This is a genomic window from Streptomyces sp. NPDC043427 (assembly GCF_056436655.1).
The window spans coordinates 133,794-157,303 of record NZ_JBWKCC010000024.1 but is presented as its reverse complement, the minus strand read 5'-3'; the positions used below and the strand labels follow the sequence as shown (position 1 = coordinate 157,303).

At 70.6% G+C, this 23,510-nt stretch carries 24 protein-coding genes; 10 read left to right on the top strand and 14 right to left on the bottom strand.

What is annotated here, in order from left to right; all coding sequences use genetic code 11:
• Nucleotides 1-360 precede the first annotated feature (360 nt).
• Complete coding sequence (locus tag AC067M_RS31670) at nucleotides 361-1,002, bottom strand: DNA-3-methyladenine glycosylase (protein ID WP_478700469.1); 642 nt, start codon at nucleotides 1,000-1,002, stop codon at nucleotides 361-363.
• A gap of 152 nt (nucleotides 1,003-1,154) precedes the next feature.
• Between AC067M_RS31670 and AC067M_RS31665 the strand changes: the two genes are divergently transcribed.
• From AC067M_RS31665 to AC067M_RS31655, 3 genes are all read left to right on the top strand, one after another.
• Nucleotides 1,155-1,937, top strand: coding sequence for a sporulation protein (locus tag AC067M_RS31665; RefSeq protein WP_478700468.1), 783 nt, complete (start codon nucleotides 1,155-1,157; stop codon nucleotides 1,935-1,937).
• Between the two features lie 42 nt (nucleotides 1,938-1,979).
• Nucleotides 1,980-2,519, top strand: coding sequence for a YbhB/YbcL family Raf kinase inhibitor-like protein (locus AC067M_RS31660; RefSeq protein ID WP_478700467.1), 540 nt, complete (start codon nucleotides 1,980-1,982; stop codon nucleotides 2,517-2,519).
• Nucleotides 2,520-2,714: 195 nt separating this feature from the next.
• Nucleotides 2,715-3,221: an HNH endonuclease gene (locus tag AC067M_RS31655; protein WP_478700466.1), complete on the top strand. Its 507-nt coding sequence runs from the start codon at nucleotides 2,715-2,717 to the stop codon at nucleotides 3,219-3,221.
• 88 nt (nucleotides 3,222-3,309) lie between these two features.
• Here the strand turns inward: AC067M_RS31655 and AC067M_RS31650 are convergent, their stop codons facing one another.
• The 3 genes from AC067M_RS31650 to AC067M_RS31640 all read right to left on the bottom strand — a co-directional run bounded on the left by AC067M_RS31650 (nucleotide 3,310) and on the right by AC067M_RS31640 (nucleotide 5,705).
• Entirely contained in the window at nucleotides 3,310-4,248 is a 939-nt protein-coding gene (locus AC067M_RS31650; RefSeq protein ID WP_478700465.1) for an SPFH domain-containing protein, read from the bottom strand.
• A gap of 132 nt (nucleotides 4,249-4,380) precedes the next feature.
• On the bottom strand, nucleotides 4,381-4,812 hold the full coding sequence (locus AC067M_RS31645) for an NfeD family protein (RefSeq protein ID WP_478700464.1): 432 nt from the start codon (nucleotides 4,810-4,812) through the stop codon (nucleotides 4,381-4,383).
• Nucleotides 4,813-4,907: 95 nt separating this feature from the next.
• On the bottom strand, nucleotides 4,908-5,705 hold the full coding sequence (locus AC067M_RS31640) for an ABC transporter ATP-binding protein (protein WP_478700463.1): 798 nt from the start codon (nucleotides 5,703-5,705) through the stop codon (nucleotides 4,908-4,910).
• A gap of 151 nt (nucleotides 5,706-5,856) precedes the next feature.
• On the opposite strand from AC067M_RS31640, the gene AC067M_RS31635 reads away from it, so the two are divergent.
• Complete coding sequence (locus AC067M_RS31635) at nucleotides 5,857-6,639, top strand: hypothetical protein (RefSeq protein WP_478700462.1); 783 nt, start codon at nucleotides 5,857-5,859, stop codon at nucleotides 6,637-6,639.
• Nucleotides 6,640-6,820: 181 nt separating this feature from the next.
• On the opposite strand, the gene AC067M_RS31630 is transcribed toward AC067M_RS31635, so the two are convergent.
• The 3 genes from AC067M_RS31630 to AC067M_RS31620 all read right to left on the bottom strand — a co-directional run bounded on the left by AC067M_RS31630 (nucleotide 6,821) and on the right by AC067M_RS31620 (nucleotide 8,988).
• Nucleotides 6,821-7,069 carry a chaplin gene (locus tag AC067M_RS31630; RefSeq protein WP_478700461.1) on the bottom strand — a complete coding sequence of 83 codons (249 nt, stop codon included), beginning with the start codon at nucleotides 7,067-7,069 and terminating at the stop codon, nucleotides 6,821-6,823.
• Between the two features lie 139 nt (nucleotides 7,070-7,208).
• Nucleotides 7,209-7,850 carry a response regulator gene (locus tag AC067M_RS31625; RefSeq protein ID WP_478700460.1) on the bottom strand — a complete coding sequence of 214 codons (642 nt, stop codon included), beginning with the start codon at nucleotides 7,848-7,850 and terminating at the stop codon, nucleotides 7,209-7,211.
• Nucleotides 7,843-8,988, bottom strand: a complete 1,146-nt coding sequence (locus AC067M_RS31620; RefSeq protein ID WP_478700459.1) for a GAF domain-containing sensor histidine kinase — start codon at nucleotides 8,986-8,988, stop codon at nucleotides 7,843-7,845. The genes AC067M_RS31625 and AC067M_RS31620 overlap by 8 nt, the downstream gene beginning before the upstream one ends.
• Before the next feature lie 215 nt (nucleotides 8,989-9,203).
• Between AC067M_RS31620 and AC067M_RS31615 the strand changes: the two genes are divergently transcribed.
• The 3 genes from AC067M_RS31615 (at nucleotide 9,204) to AC067M_RS31605 (ending at nucleotide 12,068) form a co-directional block, all read left to right on the top strand.
• Entirely contained in the window at nucleotides 9,204-9,902 is a 699-nt protein-coding gene (locus AC067M_RS31615; RefSeq protein ID WP_478700458.1) for an SDR family NAD(P)-dependent oxidoreductase, read from the top strand.
• Complete coding sequence (locus AC067M_RS31610) at nucleotides 9,899-10,978, top strand: S-adenosylmethionine:tRNA ribosyltransferase-isomerase (RefSeq protein ID WP_478700457.1); 1,080 nt, start codon at nucleotides 9,899-9,901, stop codon at nucleotides 10,976-10,978. Before AC067M_RS31615 ends, AC067M_RS31610 begins: the two co-directional genes overlap by 4 nt.
• A 304-nt stretch (nucleotides 10,979-11,282) precedes the next feature.
• A complete protein-coding gene (locus AC067M_RS31605; protein WP_478700456.1) occupies nucleotides 11,283-12,068 on the top strand; it encodes a transglycosylase SLT domain-containing protein in 786 nt (261 codons plus the stop codon).
• An 84-nt stretch (nucleotides 12,069-12,152) separates the two neighbouring features.
• Here AC067M_RS31605 and AC067M_RS31600 read toward each other — a convergent pair whose 3' ends face one another.
• Nucleotides 12,153-14,696, bottom strand: a complete 2,544-nt coding sequence (locus AC067M_RS31600; RefSeq protein WP_478700455.1) for an FHA domain-containing protein — start codon at nucleotides 14,694-14,696, stop codon at nucleotides 12,153-12,155.
• A 246-nt stretch (nucleotides 14,697-14,942) separates the two neighbouring features.
• Here AC067M_RS31600 and AC067M_RS31595 point away from each other — a divergent pair, with 246 nt between their 5' ends.
• Nucleotides 14,943-17,192, top strand: a complete 2,250-nt coding sequence (locus AC067M_RS31595; RefSeq protein WP_478700454.1) for a streptophobe family protein — start codon at nucleotides 14,943-14,945, stop codon at nucleotides 17,190-17,192.
• 444 nt (nucleotides 17,193-17,636) lie between these two features.
• The gene (serB, locus tag AC067M_RS31590; RefSeq protein ID WP_478700453.1) at nucleotides 17,637-18,863 is read left to right on the top strand and encodes a phosphoserine phosphatase SerB; all 1,227 of its coding nucleotides are present in this window, start codon (nucleotides 17,637-17,639) and stop codon (nucleotides 18,861-18,863) included.
• Nucleotides 18,864-18,935: 72 nt separating this feature from the next.
• Here the strand turns inward: serB and AC067M_RS31585 are convergent, their stop codons facing one another.
• The 4 genes from AC067M_RS31585 to AC067M_RS31570 form a co-directional block, all read right to left on the bottom strand.
• Entirely contained in the window at nucleotides 18,936-19,454 is a 519-nt protein-coding gene (locus AC067M_RS31585) for a SixA phosphatase family protein (protein ID WP_478700452.1), read from the bottom strand.
• 65 nt (nucleotides 19,455-19,519) lie between these two features.
• Entirely contained in the window at nucleotides 19,520-19,726 is a 207-nt protein-coding gene (locus tag AC067M_RS31580) for a hypothetical protein (RefSeq protein WP_478700451.1), read from the bottom strand.
• Between the two features lie 257 nt (nucleotides 19,727-19,983).
• Entirely contained in the window at nucleotides 19,984-20,100 is a 117-nt protein-coding gene (locus tag AC067M_RS31575; RefSeq protein ID WP_478700450.1) for an SGM_5486 family transporter-associated protein, read from the bottom strand.
• 48 nt (nucleotides 20,101-20,148) lie between these two features.
• Entirely contained in the window at nucleotides 20,149-21,453 is a 1,305-nt protein-coding gene (locus AC067M_RS31570; RefSeq protein ID WP_478700449.1) for a CynX/NimT family MFS transporter, read from the bottom strand.
• Nucleotides 21,454-21,534: 81 nt separating this feature from the next.
• Here AC067M_RS31570 and AC067M_RS31565 point away from each other — a divergent pair, with 81 nt between their 5' ends.
• The gene (locus tag AC067M_RS31565) at nucleotides 21,535-22,224 is read left to right on the top strand and encodes a FadR/GntR family transcriptional regulator (protein ID WP_478700448.1); all 690 of its coding nucleotides are present in this window, start codon (nucleotides 21,535-21,537) and stop codon (nucleotides 22,222-22,224) included.
• Here AC067M_RS31565 and AC067M_RS31560 read toward each other — a convergent pair.
• Nucleotides 22,205-22,558 carry a hypothetical protein gene (locus AC067M_RS31560; RefSeq protein WP_478700447.1) on the bottom strand — a complete coding sequence of 118 codons (354 nt, stop codon included), beginning with the start codon at nucleotides 22,556-22,558 and terminating at the stop codon, nucleotides 22,205-22,207. The two genes, AC067M_RS31565 and AC067M_RS31560, sit on opposite strands and share 20 nt — an antisense overlap.
• A 179-nt stretch (nucleotides 22,559-22,737) precedes the next feature.
• A complete protein-coding gene (fabI, locus tag AC067M_RS31555; protein ID WP_478700446.1) occupies nucleotides 22,738-23,505 on the bottom strand; it encodes an enoyl-ACP reductase FabI in 768 nt (255 codons plus the stop codon).
• Nucleotides 23,506-23,510 lie beyond the last annotated feature (5 nt).

Genomic DNA, 23,510 nt, shown 5'->3' with positions numbered 1-23,510 from the left:
GGAACGGACGCTTCCTTTGTACTCACCCGAGAGACTCTCTCAGGCTTTCCTCCGGGCGCTTCCCTTCGGTCTTGCGTTTCCGACTCTATCAGATCCTTTTTCGATCCGATTCCCTGTCGGCGGGATGTGTCTGAGGCTTTGGGCTTTCGCCCGGCGGCCTTTCGACATTCACTACGTTAGCCGATTCCCTCGGCAACTCATAATCGAGTTCCTGCGAGACTGAATTCGGGCATGCGGGCACGCCGAATTCGCTCCCGCTGAGGGGCGTCGTAGGTAGTGGGTTGGCCGCTCTCGGCTGCTGGCGATCGCCGTAACCGGTTCAAGCGGCTCGGACTACATTACGCACCTTGGCAAGGCGAGTCAACTTCGGCGGCGCCTAGGCACATGGGCCCGATAGGGGCTCACCGTCGGGTCGTTGGCGACCCAGAAGCGCCAGGGGTGGACGCCCCCGTCGCCGGCCACTCCGGTGCGCGGACCGTTGAGTACCTGGTCGGACGGGACAGCGGTGCCCGTAAGGATGCGTAGCGGAGTCTCCTCCTGGGTACAGGCGTCCGTGCCGTCGAGGGAGCGGTCGACGCCCAGGGCCGTGGCCAGGCGGGCGGGGCCTTTGGCCAGTTCCTTGTCGTTTCGGGCCGAGAGTCGACGTTTGCGGGCCAGTTCGGCGCCCTCGACGATCTCGCCGGCGCGGAGCAGGACCGCGCTCGCCGTGCCCTCGGGGCCGCACACGAGGTTCATGCAGAACCACATGCCGTAGGTGAAGTAGACGTACACATGGCCTGGCGGACCGAACATCACGTCGTTGCGGGCCGTGCGGCCGCGATAGGCGTGCGATCCGGGGTCGTTCGGGCCGTCGTAGGCCTCGACCTCCGTCAGGCGCAGGGCGATCGGACCGTCCGGGGTGGTGCGCACGAGGATGCGGCCGAGGAGGTCGGGGGCGACGTCCAGGACAGGGCGGTCGAAGAAGTTCCTTGGCAGGGGCGTACGGTCGGGGGTCGCGATCATGCCCTCCGAGCGTAGTGCAGTCGGGTGGGTGCGTCGGGGTGGCCGCGGAGCGTCCGGCTTGCCAGGGTGTGAGCGGAACCGGTCGCGGCCGGATCGCGTTTGTAGGGATCAGGGATCAAGCACCAGGGATCCACTCGTAACGAGGGAGAGTCATGGCGTTCAAGAAGCTGCTCGCGAGTCTGGGAGCCGGCGGGGCTTCGGTCGAGACCGAGCTGACCGAGTTCAACGTCGTGCCGGGCGGCGTCGTCCAGGGTGAGGTGCGGATCCAGGGCGGGTCCGTCAACCAGCAGATCGAGGGGCTGTCGGTCGGGCTGCAGGCCCAGGTCGAGGTCGAGGGCCAGGACTCGGAGTACAAGCAGAACATCGAGTTCACCAAGCTGCGGCTCGGGGGTGCGTTCGAGCTTCAGGCGAACGCGGTGCACGCCGTGCCGTTCGGGCTGGAGATCCCGTGGGAGACGCCGATCACGACGATCGACGGTCAGACGCTGCGTGGGATGCACATCGGTGTGACCACGGAGCTGGAGATCGCGCGGGCCGTGGACTCCGGTGACCTGGACCCGATCAACGTGCACCCGCTGCCGGCGCAGAAGGCGATCCTGGACGCGTTCATCCAGCTGGGCTTCCGGTTCAAGAGCGCGGACATGGAGCGCGGGCACATCCGGGGGACGCGCCAGAAGCTGCCGTTCTACCAGGAGATCGAGTTCTTCCCGCCGTCGCAGTACCGGGGTCTCAACCAGGTCGAGCTGAGCTTCGTCGCCGACGACCAGGCCATGGACGTCGTCCTGGAGATGGACAAGAAGCCGGGACTGTTCAGCGAGGGCAGTGACACGTTCCGCTCCTTCCAGGTCGGTCTGCACGACTACCAGGGGACCGACTGGGCGGCTTACCTCAACCAGTGGCTGTCCGAGGTCGGCAGCAAGCGCAACTGGTTCTAGGCTCGGAATCACTGACTCCAGAACCGATCAGGAGGTATTGAGGTGACCGAGCTCAAGAGGCGGCCGCTCCCCCACGACTTCCATCCGCCCGTGCCGTCGTTCACGGTCACGAGCGAGGATGTGCGGGAGGGGGCGACGCTCAAGGACGCTCAGGTCCACGCGGCCGGCAACACCTCGCCGCAGCTGCGATGGGAGGGCTTTCCGCCCGAGACCAAGAGTTTCGCCGTGACCTGCTACGACCCCGACGCCCCCACGGGCAGCGGGTTCTGGCACTGGGTCCTGTTCGACATCCCGGCCTCCGTGACGGAGCTGCCCGCGGGTGCGGGCGGCGGCAAGTTCGAGGGGCTGCCGGAGGGTGCCGTACACGCGCGGAACGACTACGGGTCGAAGGAATTCGGTGGTGCCGCGCCGCCGCCCGGCGACGGGCCGCACCGGTACGTCTTCACGGTGTACGCGGTGGATCAGGAGAAGCTCGGTCCGGGTTCCGACGCTTCGCCTGCCGCCGTCGGCTTCAACCTGCGGTTCCACGCGATCGCTCGTGCTCAGCTGATCGGTGAGTACGAGGTTCCCGCGCAGGGCTGAGTGAGCTCATCGTTCATTCAACGTTTGTCCGCCCCTGGTCTTGGAATTGATCAGGGGCGGGCATTTTTGTTGCCGGGGGTCGCGGGGGTCACCCCCCGTGAGAGCAGCAGATATTGCGTTGTCCATCTCGGCGTGCCCGGCCAGAGTTGATCCCAGCCCGCCAGGGGGTGGGCCGGTGCACGGGAGGTGGGCTGGATGCGGGACACGCTGGTACTGAACGCGAGCTTTGAGCCGCTGTCGACGGTGACGTTGAACCGAGCCGTCGTGCTGGTGCTCCAGGACAAGGCCGTCGTCGAGCAGGCCCACCCCGAACTGCGGATGCGTGGAGCCGCCGTCGACATACCGGCGCCTCGGGTGATCAGGCTGTGCAGGTACGTACGGGTGCCCTTCCGAAGACAAGCTCCGTGGTCGAGGCGGGGTGTTCTGGTGCGTGACCGGCACAGGTGCGCGTACTGCGGGAGACGGGCGACGACCGTGGACCATGTGGTGCCGCGGTCGCAGGGTGGTCAGGACACCTGGTTGAACACGGTGGCCTCGTGTGCGCAGGACAACCACCGTAAGGCGAACCGGACTCCGGAGGAGGCGGGGATGCCGTTGCTTCGGGAGCCGTTCGAGCCGACGCCCGCGGATGCGATGTTGCTGGCGCTGGCCCAGGAGGATTTGGCTGTATTGCCGGGGTGGTTGGCTTTGGATGCGGCTTAGTTCTTCGGCTGCGGGTTGTGTGTGGCTGGTCGCGCAGTTCCCCGCGCCCCTTTAGGGCGCGGGGGTGCTCTGCGTTCTGAAGCGTCTCTCAGTCGATCTTGGGCGTCTCTCGGCGTTCCGTGCCGTTGTTGCCCTTCGAGCCGTTGCCGCCCATGGAGCCGAAGTTGCCCATGGCGCCGGAGAGGCCCTTGAGGGCGTCGCCGATTTCGCTGGGGACGATCCAGAGCTTGTTGGCGTCGCCTTCGGCGATCTTCGGGAGCATCTGGAGGTACTGGTAGCTGAGGAGCTTCTGGTCCGGGTCGCCGGCGTGGATCGCCTCGAAGACAGTACGGACGGCCTGGGCCTCGCCCTCGGCGCGCAGGGCGGCGGCCTTGGCCTCACCCTCGGCGCGCAGGATCTGGGACTGCTTCTCGCCCTCGGCGGTGAGGATGGCGGCCTGGCGCGTACCTTCGGCAGTGAGGATGGCGGCGCGCTTGTCACGGTCGGCGCGCATCTGCTTCTCCATCGAGTCCTGGATGGAGGTGGGCGGTTCGATCGCCTTGAGTTCGACGCGGTTGACGCGGATGCCCCACTTGCCGGTGGCCTCGTCGAGGACGCCGCGCAGGGCCGCGTTGATCTCCTCGCGGGAGGTCAGGGTCCGCTCCAGATCCATGCCACCGATGATGTTGCGCAGGGTGGTGACCGTCAGCTGCTCGATCGCCTGGATGTAGCTGGCGACTTCGTAGGTGGCGGCCCGTGCGTCGGTCACCTGGTAGTAGATGACGGTGTCGATGTTGACGACCAGGTTGTCCTGGGTGATCACCGGCTGGGGCGGGAACGGCACGACCTGTTCGCGCAGGTCGATGCGGTTGCGGATGGTGTCGATGAACGGGACGACGATGTTGAGGCCCGCGTTGAGTGTCCGCGTGTAGCGGCCGAAGCGCTCGACGATCGCGGCGCTTGCCTGCGGGATGACTTGGATCGTCTTGATCAGGGCGATGAAGACCAACACCACCAGAATGATCAAGACGATGATGACCGGTTCCATCGTCGGCTCCCCGTACCCTTCTCCGCCTCGGCGTTTTCGGAAGATCTTATGGTTGTTGAAGATCTTGCTGCTCGAGTCTGACAGACCGTCGCGTAAGTCGTGGCTCGTTCGCTTCAGTTGCGTAGTACGAGGTCACATGATGATCGCCGTGGCTCCCTCGATGTCCACGACGTCGACTTCCTGGCCTACCTCGTAGGCCCGGTCGGTGTCGAGAGCGCGGGCCGTCCAGACCTCTCCGGCGAGCTTGATTCGGCCGCCGGAGCCGTCGACGCGTTCCAGGACGACGGCCTGCTTGCCCTTCAACGCGTCGATGCCCGTGACGAGTTGGGGCCGCTGCGTGCGATGGCGTGCCGCGATGGGGCGTACGACGGCGATGAGGGCGACCGAGACGGCGGCGAAGACGAGGACCTGGAGGACGATGCCACCGCCGAAACCGGCGACGCCCGCGGCGGCGACGGCGCCCACGGCGAGCATCCCGAACTCCGGCATCGCGGTCACCACGAGCGGGATTCCGAGCGCGGCCGCGCCGACCAGCCACCACACCCATGCGTCGATGTCGTTCACAGGGCCATCGTAGGTCCGCGGGTCCTGCCGCGGACAGGGCGCCGATCTGGATGAAGGAGGCTTCTTAGCCGGGTCTTTGCGCCCCCTTCACGCCGTCAGGACAGTGGGAGGCCCTGGGCGGTCCAGCGGTCGCCGACCTGTTCGACGACGAGCGGGAGGCCGAAGCAGAGGGAGAGGTTGCGGGAGGTGAGTTCGAGTTCCAGGGGACCCGCGGCGAGAACCCTGCCCTGGCGGATCATGAGGACGTGGGTGAAGCCGGGGGCGATCTCCTCGACGTGGTGGGTGACCATGAGCATCGAGGGGGCGATCGGGTCGCGCGCGAGGCGGCCGAGGCGGCGTACGAGGTCCTCGCGGCCGCCGAGGTCGAGGCCGGCGGCGGGCTCGTCGAGGAGGAGCAGTTCGGGGTCGGTCATCAGGGCGCGGGCGATGAGGGTGCGCTTGCGCTCGCCCTCGGAGAGGGTGCCGAACTTCCGCTCGAGGTACTCGCTCATGCCGAGGCGGTCGAGGAAGGCGCGGGCGCGCTGCTCGTCGATCTCCTCGTAGTCCTCCTGCCAGGTGGCCGTCATGCCGTACGCGGCCGTGAGGACCGTCTCGAGGACGGTCTGGCGCTTGGGCAGCTTGTCGGCCATGGCGAGGCCTGCCATGCCGATGCGCGGGCGCAGCTCGAAGACGTCGGTGCCGGGCTTGCCGAGGGTCTCGCCGAGGATGGTGGCGGTGCCCTGGCTGGGGTAGAGGTAGCTGGAGGCGACGTTCAGGAGGGTGGTCTTGCCGGCGCCGTTCGGGCCGAGGATGACCCAGCGCTCGCCCTCCTTGACCGACCAGGAGACCTGGTCCACCAGAGCCCGGCCCTCGCGGACCACGGATACGTCCTGAAGCTCCAGAACATCGCTCATGAGCGCGTTGTCTCCCCTTGCAGTGTGGCCGGTCTCGGCTGTCGCGTTCGCCTGTGGCTCGGTCCGCCGCGCCGGTGGGCGCAGCCCTCTAGGAAATCTACGCCACGGGTGGGCCCGGACATTCCATCGGTCCGGTCCTTAGGGTGGGGGCATGCTCACGGAACCGCGCTCTGGACGCCTTACCGCTTGGGGAAACGCCCTTTTGGCCGGATTTGCCTCTCCGGATGACGCCGTACTCGCCATCGTCGGCGAGGACGCGGTGCACCGGGTGGAGGGGCTGCCCAATGAGTCTGGGCCCGTCGGGCTCACGCTCGCGCTGGGGCGGCTGCGGGCGCTGGGGGTGAGCGGGCTGCGGGTGGCGTTGCCCGCGCCGGGTCATCCGCTGGGGCTGAGCGGGCCGCCGGAGTTCAATGCGCGGGCGATGGAGGCCGAGGAGGCGGTGGTCTGCCACGGGGCGGCGCTGGGGCTGGTGCCGGAGGTGTTCGAGGCGGGGCCCTCGGGTGATGTGCATGTCGAGGTGACCTGGCGGTGCCTGGCGGTGCGGGAGGCTCCGCCGGCCGATGTGCCGTCGTTGGGTGAGGCGGAGCGGGAGCTGGCGGAGGCGCTCAGGGAGGCGACGCAGGTGCTGACGCGGCTGGATGTGGCGGGGTCGGGGCCGGTGGCCGAGGCGGCGCTCGACGCGTATCGGGCGCGGGCCGAGCGGGGGCGGGAGGCGTTGGCGCCGGGGTATCCGCCGCGGGCGGTGCGGGTGCTGGAGTTGGCGCAGCGGGTGGGGTTGTTGGTGTCCCTTGCCTATGAGAACGGGCATGGGGGTGCGGTGAGTGCGTCGGAGATGGCGGCTCGGGGGGAGGCGTTGCGGCCGGTGGAGCGGACGGCTAGGCGGGCGCAGGTCGCGGCGTACAACTCCGTTGTGGAGGAGCGGGAGCGGCGGTGAGAAGTGCTTCGCGCGGGGGCCGGGTTGGTGTGGGCGTGTCTGGGGTCTCTGCCCCCAGGCCCTCGTTTCGGCCTGAACCGCCTCGTCCTCGAGCGCCGGACGGGCTGGTCGTCGCTGGTCTGCGCCGCGAAGGCCCCGTGAGCATCCTGGCGCTCTCGGGGCCTTTGGGTGTTGCTGGGCCTCAGTGGTTGACGGCCACGTTGCCGAACGCCGGGTTCAGGGCGCCGATCACGTTGACGCTGTTGCCGGAGACGTTCACCGGGACGTGGACCGGGGCCTGGACGACGTTGCCCGAGCCGACGCCCGGGGAGCCGACGGCCGTGCCGTGGGCCCAGGCGCCGCCGTCGGTGGCGGACGCCATGCCGGCACCGGCGGCGACCAGCCCGCCGGCCACCATCGCCACGGCCGCTGCCTTCTTCAGGTTCTTCACTTCTGACCCCTCCTGGTGATCGCTGCGGCAGTCGCCGCAGTACGCACTGGAGAACGGTGGAGATCCTCGAAGGGTGCGCCGTCCGGGGGACATTCCCACGACGGTATGAATCTCGGACTGGAGCGGAACCTTCCGCGTTTCAGCCGGTCACGCCATGACGTACGGCCCACAGGGCGGCCTGGGTGCGGTCCGCGAGGTCGAGCTTCATCAGGATGTTCGAGACGTGCGTCTTGACGGTCTTCTCGGAGAGGACCAGGGCCCGGGCGATCTCGCGGTTGGAGCGGCCGTCCGCTATCAGGCCGAGCACCTCGCGCTCGCGATCGGTGAGCGAGCCTCCCCTGCCCTGTCCCGGGCCGGTCTCCTCCTGCGCCAACAGGGCGCCCGCGACCTCGGGCTGGAGCAGGATGTGGCCGGCGTGGACGGAGCGGATGGCGCCGGCCAGCGCGTCGGGGTCAACGTCCTTGTACACGTACCCGGCGGCGCCGGCGCGCAGGGCCGGGACCACCGTGCGCTGTTCGGTGAAGCTGGTGACGATCAGCACGCGTGCGTGGTTGCCCAGTTCGCGGAGCCTGCGCAGGGCCTCCACGCCGTCCATGCCGGGCATCTTGACGTCCATCAGGACGATGTCGGGCTTCAACTCCTCGGCGCGGTCGACTCCTTCGGCGCCGTCGGCGGCCTCGCCCACGACCTCGATGTCGTCCTGCACTTCCAGGAAGGTGCGCAGGCCCCGGCGGACCACCTGGTGGTCGTCGACGAGCAGCACCCTGATTGCGTCAGCCACCGGGGACCTCCATCTCGATCGTGGTGCCCTTGCCGGGCGCCGATTCCACCGTCAGGGCGCCGCCGACGCCGCTCGCCCGGTCCCGCATGGAGACCAGGCCGAGGTGGCGTCCGTCCCTGCGTATCGACGGCGGGTCAAAGCCGGTGCCGTCGTCCGTGACGCGCAGGACGGCGCCGCCGGCACGCTTCTCCAGGGTCACGTCGACCCGGAACGCGCCGGAGTGGCGCAGTGCGTTGTGCAGCGCCTCCTGGGCGACCCGCAGGACGGCCTCCTCCTGGGCGGCGGGCAGGGCGCGGACGCCGCAGCTGGCGAAGGTGACGCGCGCGCCGTGGGCGCGGTCGAGGACCTGGACGTGGGTGCGGAGGGTGGCGACGAGGCCGTCCTCGTCCAGCGCGGCCGGCCGCAACTCGACGACAGCGGCGCGCAGTTCGTCCGCGGCTTCGGCGGCGAGGGCGGCCACCTGGTGCAGCTCGCCCTTGGCGCGGGAGGGGTCACGGTCGACCAGGGCGGCCGCGGCCTGAGCCGTGAGGCGCAGGGAGAACAGCTTCTGGCTGACCGCGTCGTGCAGTTCGTGGGCGAGGCGGGAGCGTTCCTCGGCGATGGTCAGTTCGCGGCTGCGTTCGTACAGGCGGGCGTTGGTGAGGGCGATGGCCGCGTGCTGGGCGAGGATGGCGAGCAGGTCCTCGTCGTCCTCGGTGAAGCCGCAACCGCCTTGGGGTTTCGTGCAGTTCTTGTTGGCCAGGAAGAGGGCGCCGATGACCTCGTCGCCGTCGCGGATCGGCAGGCCCAGGAAGTCGGACATCTCGGGGTGGGCGGAGGGCCAGCCCTCGAAGCGGGGGTCCTCGCGCACGTCGGCGAGGCGTTCGGGCTTGGCCTCCTGGAGCATGGCCGCGAGGATGCCGTGCTGGCGCGGGAGGGGGCCGATGGCCCGCCACTGCTCCTCGCTGACGCCGTCGACGACGAACTGGGCGAAGCCGCCGTGGTCGTCGGGGACGCCGAGGGCCGCGTACTGCGCATCGAGCAACTCACGGGCCGAGGCGACGATCGTCTTGAGGACGTCGCGCACCTCGAGGTGCCTGCTCATGGCCAGCAGCGCGGAGCTCACCGCGGCGAGGCCGGACCTGGGGCCTTGACTCATGCCCTCACGGTACCGGCGGGGTGGGACAGCGCGGATCGGACGTCCGGCGGCCGGCACCTAGGGCGGCGGACCTAGGCCGCGAGTCCCGGAGCGGTGGCTTAGGTCGAAGGGACCCGCTGCTCTGCGGCCCTCGTCCGACGCGGAGCGGGCGGCCCGGTTCCTACGTTGAGGGCATCGCCGGTCGGAGGCGGTCGAAGGACGAGGGGACGGTTGTCATGCCGGTAGCGATCATCACGGGAGCCTCGAAGGGACTGGGGCGAGCGCTCGCCGGGGCGCTGGCCGCGCGGGGCTGGGATCTGGTGCTGGACGCCAGGACGGCGTACGCCCTGAAGGAGACGCAGACGGCGCTCGTGGCGCACGGGACGCGGGTGACGGCCCTGCCCGGCGATGTCACGGATGCCGCGCATCGGTCGGAGCTGGTGGCGGCGGCCCGGAGGCTGGGCGGGGTCGACCTGGTGGTGAACAACGCGAGCGCGCTGGGCGCCGAGCCGCTGGTACGGCTTGAGGAGCTGCCCCTGGACGGGCTGCGACGGGCGCTGGAGGTGAACGTGGTGGCCGCTCTGGGCCTGGTCCAGGAGGCGCTGCCGCTGCTGCGGGCGTCGCGGGTCGGCGCGGTGATCGCGGTCAGCTCGGACGCGGCCGCCGAGGCGTACGAGACGTGGGGCGGCTACGGGGCGTCGAAGGCGGCTTTGGACCACGTGGCGGCGGTGCTCGGTGAGGAGGAGCCGGGGCTGCGGGTGTGGGCGGTCGATCCCGGGGACATGGCCACGGACCTGTACGCGGCGGCCGTACCGGAGGACGACGGTCCACGGCCGGACCCGGACAGCGTGGTGCCCGCGTTCCTGCGGCTGCTGGACGAGCGTCCGGCGAGCGGGCGCTACGGGGCGCCGTCGTTGCTGGAGGGGCGGCGATGACGCTCACGGTGAGGGTGCCGGAGGGGCTGTCCGCGCGCGTGCCGGCCGAGCAGCGCGGGCCCGGCCTCGACCGGGACGCCGTACGGCTGCTGGTGTCGCGGGGGACGGAGGTGTCGCATCACGCGTTCGTGGAGCTGCCGCGGCTGCTGCGGGCCGGGGACCTGCTGGTGGTGAACACCTCGCCGACGCTGGCCGCCGCGGTGGACGGCCGGGTGGGGCACACGCGCGTGGTGGTGCATTTCTCCACGCGCGGGGACGACGGGCGGTGGGCCGTCGAGCTGCGTGACCCTGACGGGAAGGGCACCACACGCGCGCGTGCGGGCGGGCCCGCGGGGACTGTGGTGCGGCTGCCCGGGGGCGTACGGCTGGTGCTGGAGGAGGCGCTGAGCGGGCCCAGCGGGCGGCTGTGGTGGGCTCGGGTGGCCACGGGGGTGGTGGGCGGGCTGTTGCGGGAGTACGGGCGGCCCATTCGCTACTCCTACACGGAGCGGGATCAGCCGCTGTCCGTGTACCAGACGGTGTTCGCGCTGCCGGGCGCCTGCGGGGAGGGCAGCGCGGAGATGCCTAGCGCCGCGCGGCCCTTCACGGCGCGGCTGGTGACGGAGCTGGTGAGCCGGGGGGTGCAGTTCGCGCCGGTCACGCTGCACACCGGGGTGGCTTCGGCCGAGGCGCACGAGCCGCCGTACCCGGAGCGGTTCGCGGTGCCGGAGGCGTCGGCTCGGCTGATCAACGCCGTGCGGGCCGGTGACGGGCGGGTTGTCGCGGTGGGGACGACGGCGGTGCGGGCCGTGGAGTCGGCCACGGGGGCCGACGGGGTGGTCCGGGCGGCCGAGGGGTGGACGGATCTGGTGGTGACGCCCGAGCGGGGCGTGCGGGCGGTGGACGGGCTGCTGACGGGGCTGCACGAGCCGGAAGCCTCGCATCTGCTGATGCTGGAGGCGGTCGCGGGGCGGGCGGCGATCGGCCGCGGTTACGAGGAAGCCGTGAGCGGGGGCTACCTGTGGCACGAATTCGGGGACGTGCATCTCGTGCTGCGACAGGAGAGCCCTCACACAGAGCATTGCTCCAGCAACTAGTGGTGAGACTGGGGCGGGACCGATGTGACCCCGCACATAGGGCGCAGGTCACGTACGAAAGTGCCTAGGAGATACAAACCCCCCAAATGAACGGGACAGACGGTCTGGTCTGTCCCGTTTTGCCCTTCCCCGATCCACTACCCGGCTTCGTACGTCACACCTTTGCCACCGGATTTTGCGGCCGCTAAGAATTGCTCTCGTCGCTCAGCGCCGCGGGTTCGCACCGCGGCGTTCGTGCAGGAAGCACCCCTGTCCCCGACGGACAAAGAGCGACCTCCGCGCTATTCGAAGAGGTCCACCTGCCATGCCCAAGAACTTCCTTACTCGTGTCAACAGTCCCGCGCTGACCATGCACCACAAGATCGCGTTCGCCGGAGTCGCCACCCTCGGTGCCGCCGCCCTCGCCTTCTCGGTGGTACCGGCCGACGCCCGGACGACGAGCGAGGCCGTCTCCTCGGGACAGGTGGTCCACAGCATCGAGAAGCCCAGGGACGTCAAGGCCGGCCTCACCGGCCAGCACGCGGGCGAGACCGCGAAGGTCGACGCCATCGAGGCGCAGAAGAAGGCCCAGGAGAAGGCCGCCGCGGAGGCCGCGGCCAAGAAGAAGGCCGCCGCCGACGCCGCCGCCAAGGCCGCCGCGGCCAAGAAGAAGGCGGCCGCCGAGGCCGCCGCCAAGAAGAAGGCCGAGGCCGCGCGCAAGGCCAAGGAGGCCGCGAGCCGCTCCGCCAAGCGCGTCGCCGTCAAGCAGGTCGCCGCCAAGAAGTCCTACAGCAACAACCTCGACGGCTGGATCCGCGAGTCGCTCGACATCATGAAGAAGCACGACATCCCGGGCTCCTACAACGGCATCAAGCGCAACATCATGCGCGAGTCCTCGGGCAACCCGAAGGCCATCAACAACTGGGACATCAACGCCATCAACGGCGTCCCGTCCAAGGGCCTGCTCCAGGTGATCCCGCCGACCTTCGCCGCGTACCACGTCGCCGGCACGTCCTGGGACATCTACAACCCGGTCGCCAACATCACCGCCGCCTGCAACTACGCGGCCGACAAGTACGGCTCCATGGACAACGTCAACAGCGCGTACTGAGGCAGACGCGGACCTCAGCCCGTGAACACCGAAGGGCGGCACCCACCTGACAGGGGTGCCGCCCTTCGGGACGTACGGAGGCGACTACTTGCGCATGACCTCGGGCTCGTGGCGGCGCAGGAAGCGGGCCACGAAGAAGCCGCAGACCACGCCGAGTGCGATCAGGGCGGCCATGTCCATGCCCCAGGCACCGACGGTGTGGTCCCACAGCGGGTCGTTGTCGCCGGCCGTCTCGGGCGGGCTGATCTTGTTGAAGTCCAGCGTGGCGCCCGCGGCGGCGACCGCCCAGCGCGACGGCATCAGGTACGAGAACTCGTTGACGCCGATCGAGCCGTGCAGGGTGAACAGGCAGCCGGTGAAGACGACCTGGATGATCGCGAACATGACCAGCAGCGGCATCGTCTTCTCGGCGGTCTTCACCAGCGAGGAGATGATCAGGCCGAACATCATCGAGGTGAAGCCCAGCGCCATGATCGGGATGGAGAGCTCGATCATGGTGGCGCCGCCGAGGACCAGTCCCTCCTCCGGGATCTCCCGGCTGGCGAAACCGATCACGCCGACCAGCAGGCCCTGGAACACGGTGATCATGCCGAGCACGAACACCTTGGACATCAGGTACGCGGACCGTGACAGGCCGGTCGCGCGCTCCCGCTCGTAGATGACCCGTTCCTTGATCAGCTCACGGACGGAGTTCGCGGCGCCGGCGAAGCAGGCGCCGACCGCGAGGATCAGCAGGACCGTGGTGGCGGTGCCGTTCGGGATGATGCGGCCCGCCGCGTTGGGCGGGTTGGGCAGCAGGCCCTTGTCCGCGTCGATGAGCAGGCTCACCGCGCCGAGGACGGCCGGCAGGATCACCATCAGGGCCAGGAAGCCCTTGTCGGAGGCGATCACCGAGACGTAGCGGCGCACCAGGGTGACGAACTGGGACATCCAGCCCTGGGGCTTCGGCGGCTTCATCGCCTGCATCGGCGGCACCTGTACGGACTGTGGTGCGACGGCGTCGATGTCCGCGGCGTACATCTGGTAGTGCTGCGAGCCCTTCCAGCGGCCCGCCCAGTCGTAGTCGCGGTAGTTCTCGAAGGCGGAGAAGACGTCGGCCCAGGTGTCGTAGCCGAAGAAGTTCAGCGCCTCCTCGGGCGGGCCGAAGTAGGCGACGCTGCCGCCGGGCGCCATCACGAGCAGCTTGTCGCAGATCGCGAGTTCGGCCACCGAGTGCGTGACCACCAGGACCGTACGGCCGTCGTCGGCGAGGCCGCGCAGCAGCTGCATGACGTCGCGGTCCATGCCCGGGTCGAGTCCGGAAGTCGGCTCGTCCAGGAAGATCAGCGACGGCTTGGTGAGCAGCTCCAGGGCCACGGAGACACGCTTGCGCTGGCCGCCGGAGAGGGAGGTGACCTTCTTCTCCTTGTGGATGTCCAGCTTCAGCTCGCGCAGCACCTCGTCGATGCGGGCCTCGCGCTCGGCGCCGGTGGTGTCGGCGGGAAAGCGCAGCTTGGCCGCGTACTTGAGGGCCTTCTTGACGGTCAGCTCCTTGTGCAGGATGTCGTCCTGCGGGACCAGACCGATGCGCTGGCGCAGCTCGGCGAACTGCTTGTACAGGTTGCGGTTGTCGTAGAGGACGTCGCCCTGGTTGGCGGGACGGTAACCCGTCAGCGCCTTGAGCAGCGTCGACTTGCCGGAACCGGACGGGCCGATGACCGCGATCAGCGACTTCTCCGGGACGCCGAAGGAGACGTCCTTGAGGATCTGCTTGCCGCCGTCGACCGTGACGGTCAGGTGGCGGGCGGAGAAGGAGACCTCACCGGTGTCGACGAACTCCTCGAGCCGGTCGCCGACGATCCGGAACGTCGAGTGGCCGACGCCCACGATGTCGGTCGGGCCCAGCTGCACCGAGCCGCCCTTGGGGATGGGCTGGCCGTTGACGTAGGTGCCGTTGTGCGAGCCGAGGTCGCGGATCTCCATGCGACCGTCGGGCGTCGAGTGGAACTCGGCGTGGTTGCGGGAGACCTGCAGGTCGGAGACGACCAGGTCGTTCTCCAGGGCACGGCCGATGCGCATCACGCGGCCGAAGGAGAACTGGTGGAACGTGGTCGGGCTGCGGTCGCCGTAGACCGGCGGCGCCCCCGCGCCACCACCGGGCACCTTCTGCACGTACGGCTCGTTGGGTCCCTGCTGCTGCGGGACGTGCGGCGCGGCCTGCTGCGGCTGCTGCCAGCCGGCCTGCGCGGCCTGCTGCGGCGCCTGCTGAGGCGGGGCCTGCTGTGCCCAGCCGGCGCTCGCGGCCTGTGCCGCGTACGGCTGTTGTGGCTGGGCCTGGGGCGTGGCCACGGCGGCCGCGGCGCCGGAGAGGTTCACTCGCGGTCCGTCGGTCGCGTTGCCCAGGTGCACCGTCGAGCCCGGGCCGATCTCCAACTGCTGGATCCGCCGGCCCTGCGCGTACGTGCCGTTGGTGCTTCCGTGGTCCTCGATGACCCAACTACGGCCGTTGAAGCTGACCGTGGCGTGGCGCCAGGACACCCTGGCGTCGTCGAGCACGATGTCACCCTGCGGATCACGTCCGAGGGTGTAGGGCCTGGACGGGTCGAGCGTCCAGGTCCGTCCATTCAATTCCAGTACGAGTTCCGGCACTCCATGCCCCACTGAGTAGTCCCCCGAGTTACCCCCATCACAGGGAGTCTAGGGATGTCGAACATCGTCGGGAACTATTCCAGGCGCGGCCCCATGACCGAAAGTCGGGCCTTGTGAAGACAGCGTACGGGCACCTCGACCGATTCCGTTGACGGGGTTGAAACCGGGCCGGAGAGTGGTAAAGGCACGCGAGGGGGACATGCGCGGCAACCGCGTCGCGTCGGGCTGCGGATCGGGGGGTCTGCCATGGGCTCGTCCAGGGGTGTGGAGAGCGCCGGGTACGAGGGGCGGGGCACGAGGGTCCCGTGGGGGGACGCGCTGCTGTCCGGGATCGCCGCCGTGAGCTGGGCGTTGATCGGGATGGCGGGTACAGCGGCGCTCGGTCTGCATCTGCTGGAGGCCGACTCGGCGGGTTCGCTCGGGCCGATGACCGCGGCGGTGGTGGCTCTTGGGGCGGGTGGTTCGGTCACCCCGTCCGGGGACGTGTCCGCTTTCGGGTTGAAAGGCGCGGAGGCCCATACGGCCATCGAGATCACGCCACTGGGCGTGAGCCTGGTCGGAGCGCTGCTTCTGTCATGGTTCTTCCTACGGTCCCTGCGGGGGGCCGGAGTTGTGATCGCACCCGCCGAACTCCTCGCGCGCGCGGGCGCGGTGGTCGCGCTGTTCGTCGCGATGCTGGGCGGGCTGACCTGGGCGGGGCACGACGTCATCACGTTCGACGGGGGCTCGCTGGGGTTGAACGGCTTGACCGGTGGGGGTGGGTCCGGGGGCGGGTCCGGAGGTCTTGAGATTCCGGGGCTCGGCGATGTCGGGGACATCGGGGGGCTGTTGCCGGACCGGCTCGGAGATCTCGTCGACGCGAAGGCGGCGGTGGGGTTCACCGTCGACACGGCGCCCACCCTGCTCGGCGGGCTGTTCTGGTCGGCCGGGATCCTGCTGATCGCGCTGCTGGCCTCGCGCCGCACGCCGTTGCCGCGTGGCTGGGAAGCCGTGCATCGGGTCGTACGGCCGGCCGCGTCGGCCCTCGTCACCGTGCTGCTGATGTCGGTCGCCGCGGGGTTCGCCGCGGCCGGCTTCGCGGCGCTCTCCGACGACCACCCCCAGCGCATCGCGGGCGCGGCCCTGCTCGGCGCCCCCAACGGCACCTGGCTCGGCATCCCGATCGGCCTGCTCGTCCCGTGGGACGGCCGAGCGACAGGCCAGCTCGTGACCGTCCTGCCGGATCCGCTGGACGACCTGCTCCGCGTGTGGTCCGACCAGCCCGTGACGCTGGGCCGGCTGGCCGAGCTGGACGGGCGGGTGTGGCTGCTGGGGGTGGCTGCGGCGCTGATGATGTTGCTGGCGGGGGTGTTGGTGGGGGTGCGGACGCCGGTGGGGGGTGGGGTGTCCCGGGTTGGGGGCGGGGGTGTGCCTCGGGTGAGTGCTGGGGGTGGGTCCCGGGCCAGTGATGGGGGTGGGCCCCGGCTGGGGCACGGGGCTGGGGAGCAGGGAGTGCGAGGGGCGGAGGCGACGGGGTGGGGTGCGCCGGAACGGGGGGCGGGGGGCGCGGGAGCGGGATGGGGGCCGGGGCGAGCTGGGTGGGAGCCCGGTGTGGGTGGAAGCGGTGACGGAGGCGGGGCGGGGGTGGGGCAGTCGGGGGGCACTGGGGTGGGGCCGGGGTCCGGTGTGGGGGGAAGCGGGGCGGGCGTGGGACAGGCCGGGGACACTGGGGTGGCCTGGGGGCCCGGCGTGGGGGGAAGCGGGGCGGGTGCGGGCGAGGCGGGCTCCGGTGGAGGCGGGGCGGGTGTCGGTGGCGGTGGGGCGGGTGTCGGGGGCGGCGGGCAGGAGTCGGGGGCGCTGGGGTTTGCCGGGCGGTGTGGGCTGCGGCTGGGGATCGCGACCGCGCTGACGCTTCCGTTGCTCGCCTGGCTGACGGAGGTGTCCGTGAACGCCTCGCTGTCCGTGCTCGGCTTCGACGCGTTCGGCGCCGGGATCGCACTGCACGGGCACCTCGGCATGGCGCTGCTCCTCGGTGCCCTGTGGGGCGCGGGCGCGGGGGCCGCCGGTGCGCTGCTGGCGTACGCGAGCGGGGCGGCGGGGCGAGGGGCGGCGCCGCTTGCGGTGCGGGGTGTGCCGGAGGGGGCATCGGCTGAGGCCGCGGGGGCGGCGCGGCACGCCGGGGACTGGTCCGGCCCGTACACGCAGGGCAGGTCGTACCGGCCACCCAACCCGGACACCAACCCGTACCTGCGGGTGCCCCAGGAACTGCGCGAGCCGGAGGACACGCGGCCGCCGGGGTACTCCGGGGGTCCGCCCGCGCCGCCTGCCGACGGTTCGCCGCCGAAGGACGTCCACGGCGCCCCCACGGTCGTCCGCCCCATCGGCCCACCTCCGCCGCGGTCACCCGGACGGCCCTCCGGCCCCCGCCCCGGCAACCGGCCGACGCCACCGCCGGACGAGGGCCCTCCCCCACCACCGCCCCTCCCACCCCGGGGGGAGCCGATGGGCCCCCGGTAACCGGCCCGCCTCACAGCCAATCCAGCGATGCCACCGACCAGCCGGGGCGCCCCGCCAGCAGGCCCAGGGGGACAACCGACCACCCCGGGGCAATCGCCCGCCGACCATGGACGACCACCGCCCGGCCCCGGAAACGCCGACCAGCCCAAGGCAACCACCCATCGACCACGAGCAATCGCCGACCGGATCGCGGCAACCACCGCCGCCCCAGACCCCACCGCCCGTTAGCCCACCAGCCCTCAGCAACCACTAACCGGCTCAGCGCCACCACCCCCCAGCCCGGAGCAACCTCCCACCGCCCCAGACCCACCCCCTAGCCCACATGTGCCTCGGTGAACCCGCATGCGTAACGTTCGCTTCATCTGTTCGTCGGCCAGTGTTCCGTGTCCGCCAGGCGGACCTCAGGGGCGCCGTGCGCAGGGCGCCGGATACGGTGGACACACCATGAGCGCTTCGCAGACCCCGACCTCTGACGTGACCTCTGACGTCCCCACTCTCCTGGTCAAGATCTTCGGCAAGGACAGGCCGGGCATCACGGCCGGCCTCTTCGACACCCTTGCCGCCTACGCCGTCGACGTGGTCGACATCGAGCAGGTCGTCACGCGTGGCCGCATCGTGCTGTGCGCGCTGGTGACCGAGCCGCCGCGAGGCGTGGAGGGGAATCTGCGGGCGACCGTCCACAGCTGGGCGGAGTCGATGAAGCTGCAGGCGGAGATCATCTCCGGGCTCGGCGACAACCGGCCGCGAGGCCTCGGCCGCTCGCTGGTCACCGTGCTGGGGCATCCGCTCACCGCGGAGGCGACCGCGTCCATCGCCGCGAAGATCACCAAGGCGGGCGGCAACATCGACCGTATCTTCCGGTTGGCCAAGTACCCGGTGACCGCGGTCGAGTTCGCCGTGTCCGGTGTGGAGACGGAGCCCCTGCGCACCGCCCTGGTGATGGACGCCGCCGCGCTCGGCGTCGACATCGCGGTCGTCGCGGCGGGCCTGCACCGGCGGGCCCAGCGGCTGGTGGTCATGGACGTGGACTCCACGCTCATCCAGGACGAGGTGATCGAGCTCTTCGCCGCGCACGCCGGCTGCGAGGACAAGGTCGCCGAGGTCACGGCGGCCGCGATGCGCGGGGAGCTGGACTTCGAGCAGTCGCTGCACGCGCGCGTGGCCCTGTTGGAGGGGCTGGACGCGTCGGTCGTGGAGAAGGTGCGCAGCGAGGTACGGCTGACGCCGGGCGCGCGCACGCTGATCCGGACGCTGAAGCGGCTCGGGTACCAAGTGGGCGTCGTCTCGGGTGGGTTCACCCAGGTCACCGACGATCTGAAGGAGAGGCTGGGGCTGGACTTCGCCCAGGCCAACACGCTGGAGATCGTCGACGGCCGGCTGACGGGCAGGGTCACCGGCGAGATCGTCGACCGGGCGGGCAAGGCGCGGCTGCTGCGCCGGTTCGCCGCCGAGGCGGGTGTACCGCTGTCGCAGACCGTGGCGATCGGTGACGGCGCGAACGACCTGGACATGCTGAACGCGGCCGGTCTCGGTGTCGCCTTCAACGCGAAACCGGTGGTGCGGGAGGCGGCGCACACCGCGGTGAACGTGCCGTTCCTGGACACGGTCCTGTATCTGCTGGGTGTCACCCGCGAAGAGGTCGAGGCGGCGGACACGGTCGTGGAGCACTGAGCCGCCGCTCCGCCGAAAAGGCCAGGGGGACAGCCCGGCATCCCCAGCGATGCCGGACCCTCCCCCGTCACCTCACTCGGTCGGCGCCCAGTAGTCCAGCAGCGTGGCCACTCCCGGTTCCAGGCCCTTCCACGCGCCGTCGAAGGACAGCACGCAGAACGCGGCGGCCGGGAAGCCGCGGCCGTTCATCCGTTCGCGGGCGTCCTCCTCGGCGGAGCCGGCGAGGATCTCGGTCAGGGCCTGCACTCCGGGGTTGTGACCGATCAGGAGGACGTTCTGCGCGTCGTCGGGGACTTCGTTGAGCAGCGCGATCAGCTCGCCGGGCGAGGCCTCGTAGATCCGCTCCTCGTAGACGGTTTTCGGCCGGTGCGGGAACTCATGGACGGCGAGCTTCCAGGTCTCACGGGTGCGGATCGCGGTCGAGCACAGGGCCAGATCGAAGGGGATACCGGTGTCGGCCAGCTTGCGTCCGGCGACTGCGGCGTCCTTTCGGCCCCGCTCAGCGAGCGGGCGCTCGTGGTCGGTCACCTGTGGCCAGTCGGCTTTCGCATGCCGGAAGAGGACAATCCTGCGGGGTTCTGCGACGCTCATGTCACCCAGCTTCGCATGAAACAGGCCATGGGGCGCAGGGAGTTGACGAGCGGTTTTGCCGGTGTTCAGCGCGCCATCAGCTGCTGTACCCGCTCGACGAGGTGGGTGATCGCGGGGTCGCCGGTTGCCGCTTGCGCGTCCGCCGGGTTCAGTATCAGCAGCAGAAGGGTGACGAAGGCGAGCAGCGGCAGGGCGAGCGCCCACCAGGGCAGCCGGATGTCGACGCGGCCGCTGGTCGCCGGGTGGGGGCGGGTGTGCGTAGGGGCCGGCATCTGTGCCTCCGCGGGTCTTCGAGTGGTCCGTGGTCCGCCTTTCGCGGCCACATCTCGAAGTTACGGAACGCGCGGCCCCCAACCCATCCGGTGATCCACCCAGTTGACCCTGACACTCGCCCCCTAGGGGATGGGGGTGCTAGCCCCACCATCGGTCACGAAAGAGCGACCGTCACCAGAATGCGATCACCGGGTGCAAGCAACCGTCACGAAGAAGCGATCGTCACGGGGAAGCAACCGTCAGGGGGAAGCGATCGTCACGGAGAAGCGATCGTCGCGATGATGGCGATGATCACGAAGATGGCGAAGAACGAGCAGAAGACGAGCAGCATCTTCTTCTGCCCGTTCTGAGGGTTCGGATCGAGCACTGGCATACGGCCAGTCTCGCACCCCTCTCCCACGCCCGGCGCCCGGGGGCGAGGTCAGCGCCGTGCCTCGTCCTCGACCGTGCGGTCGAGTCCCGCCAGGACGCCCACGACCATCTGCGGGACCATGAGGGCGCTCATGAGCGCGATCGGCAGGCCCCAGCCGCCACTGTGCTGGTAGAGCACACCCACGAGGAGCGGCCCCGGGATGGAGATCAGGTACCCGGCGCTCTGCGCGAAGGCCGACAGCTGGGCGACTCCGGCGCCGGTCCTGGCGCGCATGCCGACCATGGTGAGGGCGAGCGGGAAGGCACAGTTGGCGACCCCCAGGAGCACGGCCCAGGCCCAGGCGCCGTCGGCCGGGGCGAGGTAGAGCCCGGCGTATCCGGCGAGCCCGCAGGCGCCGAGGACGAGCACGATGGGGCCCTGGTGGGGCAGCCGGGCGGCCACGCGCGGGATGACGAAGGCCAGGGGCACGCCCATCACCATGGTGACGGCGAGGAGCAGTCCCGCCGTCCCGGCGGGCACACCGGCGTCGCGGAAGATCTGTGCCATCCAGCCCATGGTGATGTAGGCGGCGGTGGCCTGGAGGCCGAAGAAGACGGCCAGCGCCCAGGCGGTACGGCTACGGGTGACGCGCAGGCCTGCCGACGGCTCCTCCCGCGCGGGGGCCCGGGTCGCGGGCTCCGCCCCCCGCTGCCGTACGAACGGGACCCAGGGCGCCACGGCCAGCGCGGCCAGGGCCGCCCACACGGCGAGTCCCGGCTGCCAGCCGCCGCCCAGGGCCTGCGTCAGGGGCACGGTGGCCGCGGCCGCGGCCGAGGTGCCGAGGGCCAGCGCCATCGAGTACAGGCCGGTCATGGAGCCGACCCGGTCCGGGAACCAGCGCTTGACGATGACGGGCATCAGGACGTTGCTGACCGCGATGCCCATGAGGGCGAGGGCGCTGGCGGCGAGCAAGCCTGCCGTGCCGCCGGCGTAGGGGCGTATGAGCAGGCCCGCGGTGATGGCGACCATGCCGGCGCACACCACCGCCCCCGGGCCGAAGCGGCGGGCGAGGCGGGGTGCGGTGACGCCGAAGACGGCGAAGCAGAGCGGGGGCACCGAGGTCAGGAGGCCGGCCACGCTGCCGCTCATGCCGAGGCCGTCGCGGACCTCTTCGAGGAGGGCGCCGAGGCTGGTGATGGCGGGGCGGAGGTTGAGGGCGGACAGCACGATGCCGATGACGAGCAGACGCGTCGTCCACGCGCGCGTGGCGGATGGGGCGCCCGTGTGGGGCGCGTGGGTCGTGGAGGGCTGGGAACTGCGTTCGGTCAGAGGTGGCGTTGTCGGTGGTGTGGTCCGGGTTTCCTCGCGCGCCATGCCTCCATCATAGAATCATAGGATGATTGGTTGTCCATCCCCGGGGCGTCCTCCCCGGCCCGTTCCGTGCGAAGGTGTGCCATGCCCCTGAGCCATCCGCGTCGCTCGGCACTGTCCGAGCAGGTCATCGCCGCGCTGCGCACCCAGATCACCTCGGGCGAGTGGCCGGTGGGTTCACGCATCCCGACCGAGCCCGAGCTGGTCGAGCAGCTGGGCGTGGCCCGCAACACGGTCCGCGAGGCGGTCCGCGCCCTCGCGCACAACGGCCTGCTGGACATCCGGCAGGGTTCGGGCACGTACGTCGTGGCGACCAGTGAGCTGGCCGGCGTGATGCACCGCCGTTTCGCGGGCACGGACCCCCGCCACATCGCCGAGCTGCGCTCCACCCTGGAGTCGGGCGCCGCCAAGCTGGCCGCCGAGCGGCGCACGGAGAAGGACCTCAAGCAGCTGGACGCGCTGCTGCTGCGCCGCGAGGAGGCGTGGGAGTCGGGCGACACGGAGGCCTTCGTGACGGCGGACTCGACGTTCCACATGGCGGTCGTGGCCGCGTCCCACAACGACGTGATGACGGCGATGTACGCCGACCTGGGCGAGGTGCTGCGGGACTGGCTGCGCGAGGACGTCGGCGAGAAGCTGACGCCGGGGTCGTACATGGACCACACCCGGCTGGTGGACGCGATCCGCGCGGGCGACGCGGAGACGGCGGCGGCCGAGGCGGCGGGCTACCCGATCCAGTGCCGGCCCGGACGGTTCACCCCTTCTGGTGGCTGACCCACGCCGAGCCCACTTCCTTCCAGCAACGGCCGCTGAGCCGTACCGTCATCGCGGGGTCCACCTCGGCCGGGGCGCTGTCGGTGTCGAGGTCCCACCACCGGTCGCACTCGATGTGCAGGCGCACGCGGTCGATGTCGACGTAGGGGTTGTGGCAGGAGGCGACCACGTGGGAGCCGCGGACGTTCGTCCGGCACTCCGCGCCGAACGGCTCCGGCTTCGCGGGCTGCCGTACCTCCACACGCGCGTGGGGCATCGCCTCGTACGGCAGGCACATGACGAGGGCGACGGCGAGAGCCGCGGTCACTGGGGCCAGGCTGCTGGACAGGCGCACAAGGGGGACCTCCTCGGCCGGGCTGGGGAGGGAAAACGCGAGGTGGACGCGTATTCCAGAGTGCCCGGTGGTCCCCGGTACCCGCCCGGCCGGGTGCGCTGAACGAGTGAGGGCACGTATGCCGAGGGCCCCCACCCGTTCGGGTGAGGGCCCGCCTGCCGCCGGTCAGGTGGCGGCGATCACGCGCCGATGGCGTGCAGCCCGCCGTCCACGTGGACGATCTCGCCCGTGGTCTTCGGGAACCAGTCGCTCAGCAGGGCGACGACACCGCGGCCGGCCGGCTCCGGGTCCTTGAGGTCCCACTCCAGGGGCGCACGGGTGTCCCACACGGACGCCAGCTCCGCGAAGCCCGGGATGGACTTGGCGGCCATGGAGCCGATCGGGCCGGCGGAGACCAGGTTGCAGCGGATGTTCTGCTTGCCCAGGTCGCGCGCCATGTAGCGGCTGGTGGCCTCCAGGGCGGCCTTGGCCGGGCCCATCCAGTCGTACTGCGGCCAGGCGTACTGCGCGTCGAAGGTCAGGCCGACGACCGAGCCGCCGTTCTGCATCAGCGGCAGGCAGGCCATGGTGAGCGACTTCAGGGAGTACGCCGAGACGTGCATGGCCGTGGCGACCGACTCGAACGGGGTGTTGAGGAAGTTGCCGCCGAGGGCGTCCTGCGGCGCGAAGCCGATGGAGTGCACGACGCCGTCGAGGCCGCCGAGCTCCTCGCCGACGATGTCGGCCAGGCGGCCGAGGTGCTCGTCGTTGGTGACGTCGAGCTCGATCACCTTGGTCGGCTTGGGCAGCTTCTTGGCGATGCGCTCGGTCAGGGTGGGCCGCGGGAACGCGGTCAGGATGATCTCCGCGCCCTGCTCCTGGGCCAGCTTGGCGGTGTGGAAGGCGATGGAGGACTCCATCAGCACACCGGTGATCAGGACGCGCTTGCCCTCGAGAATTCCGCTCATGGTGA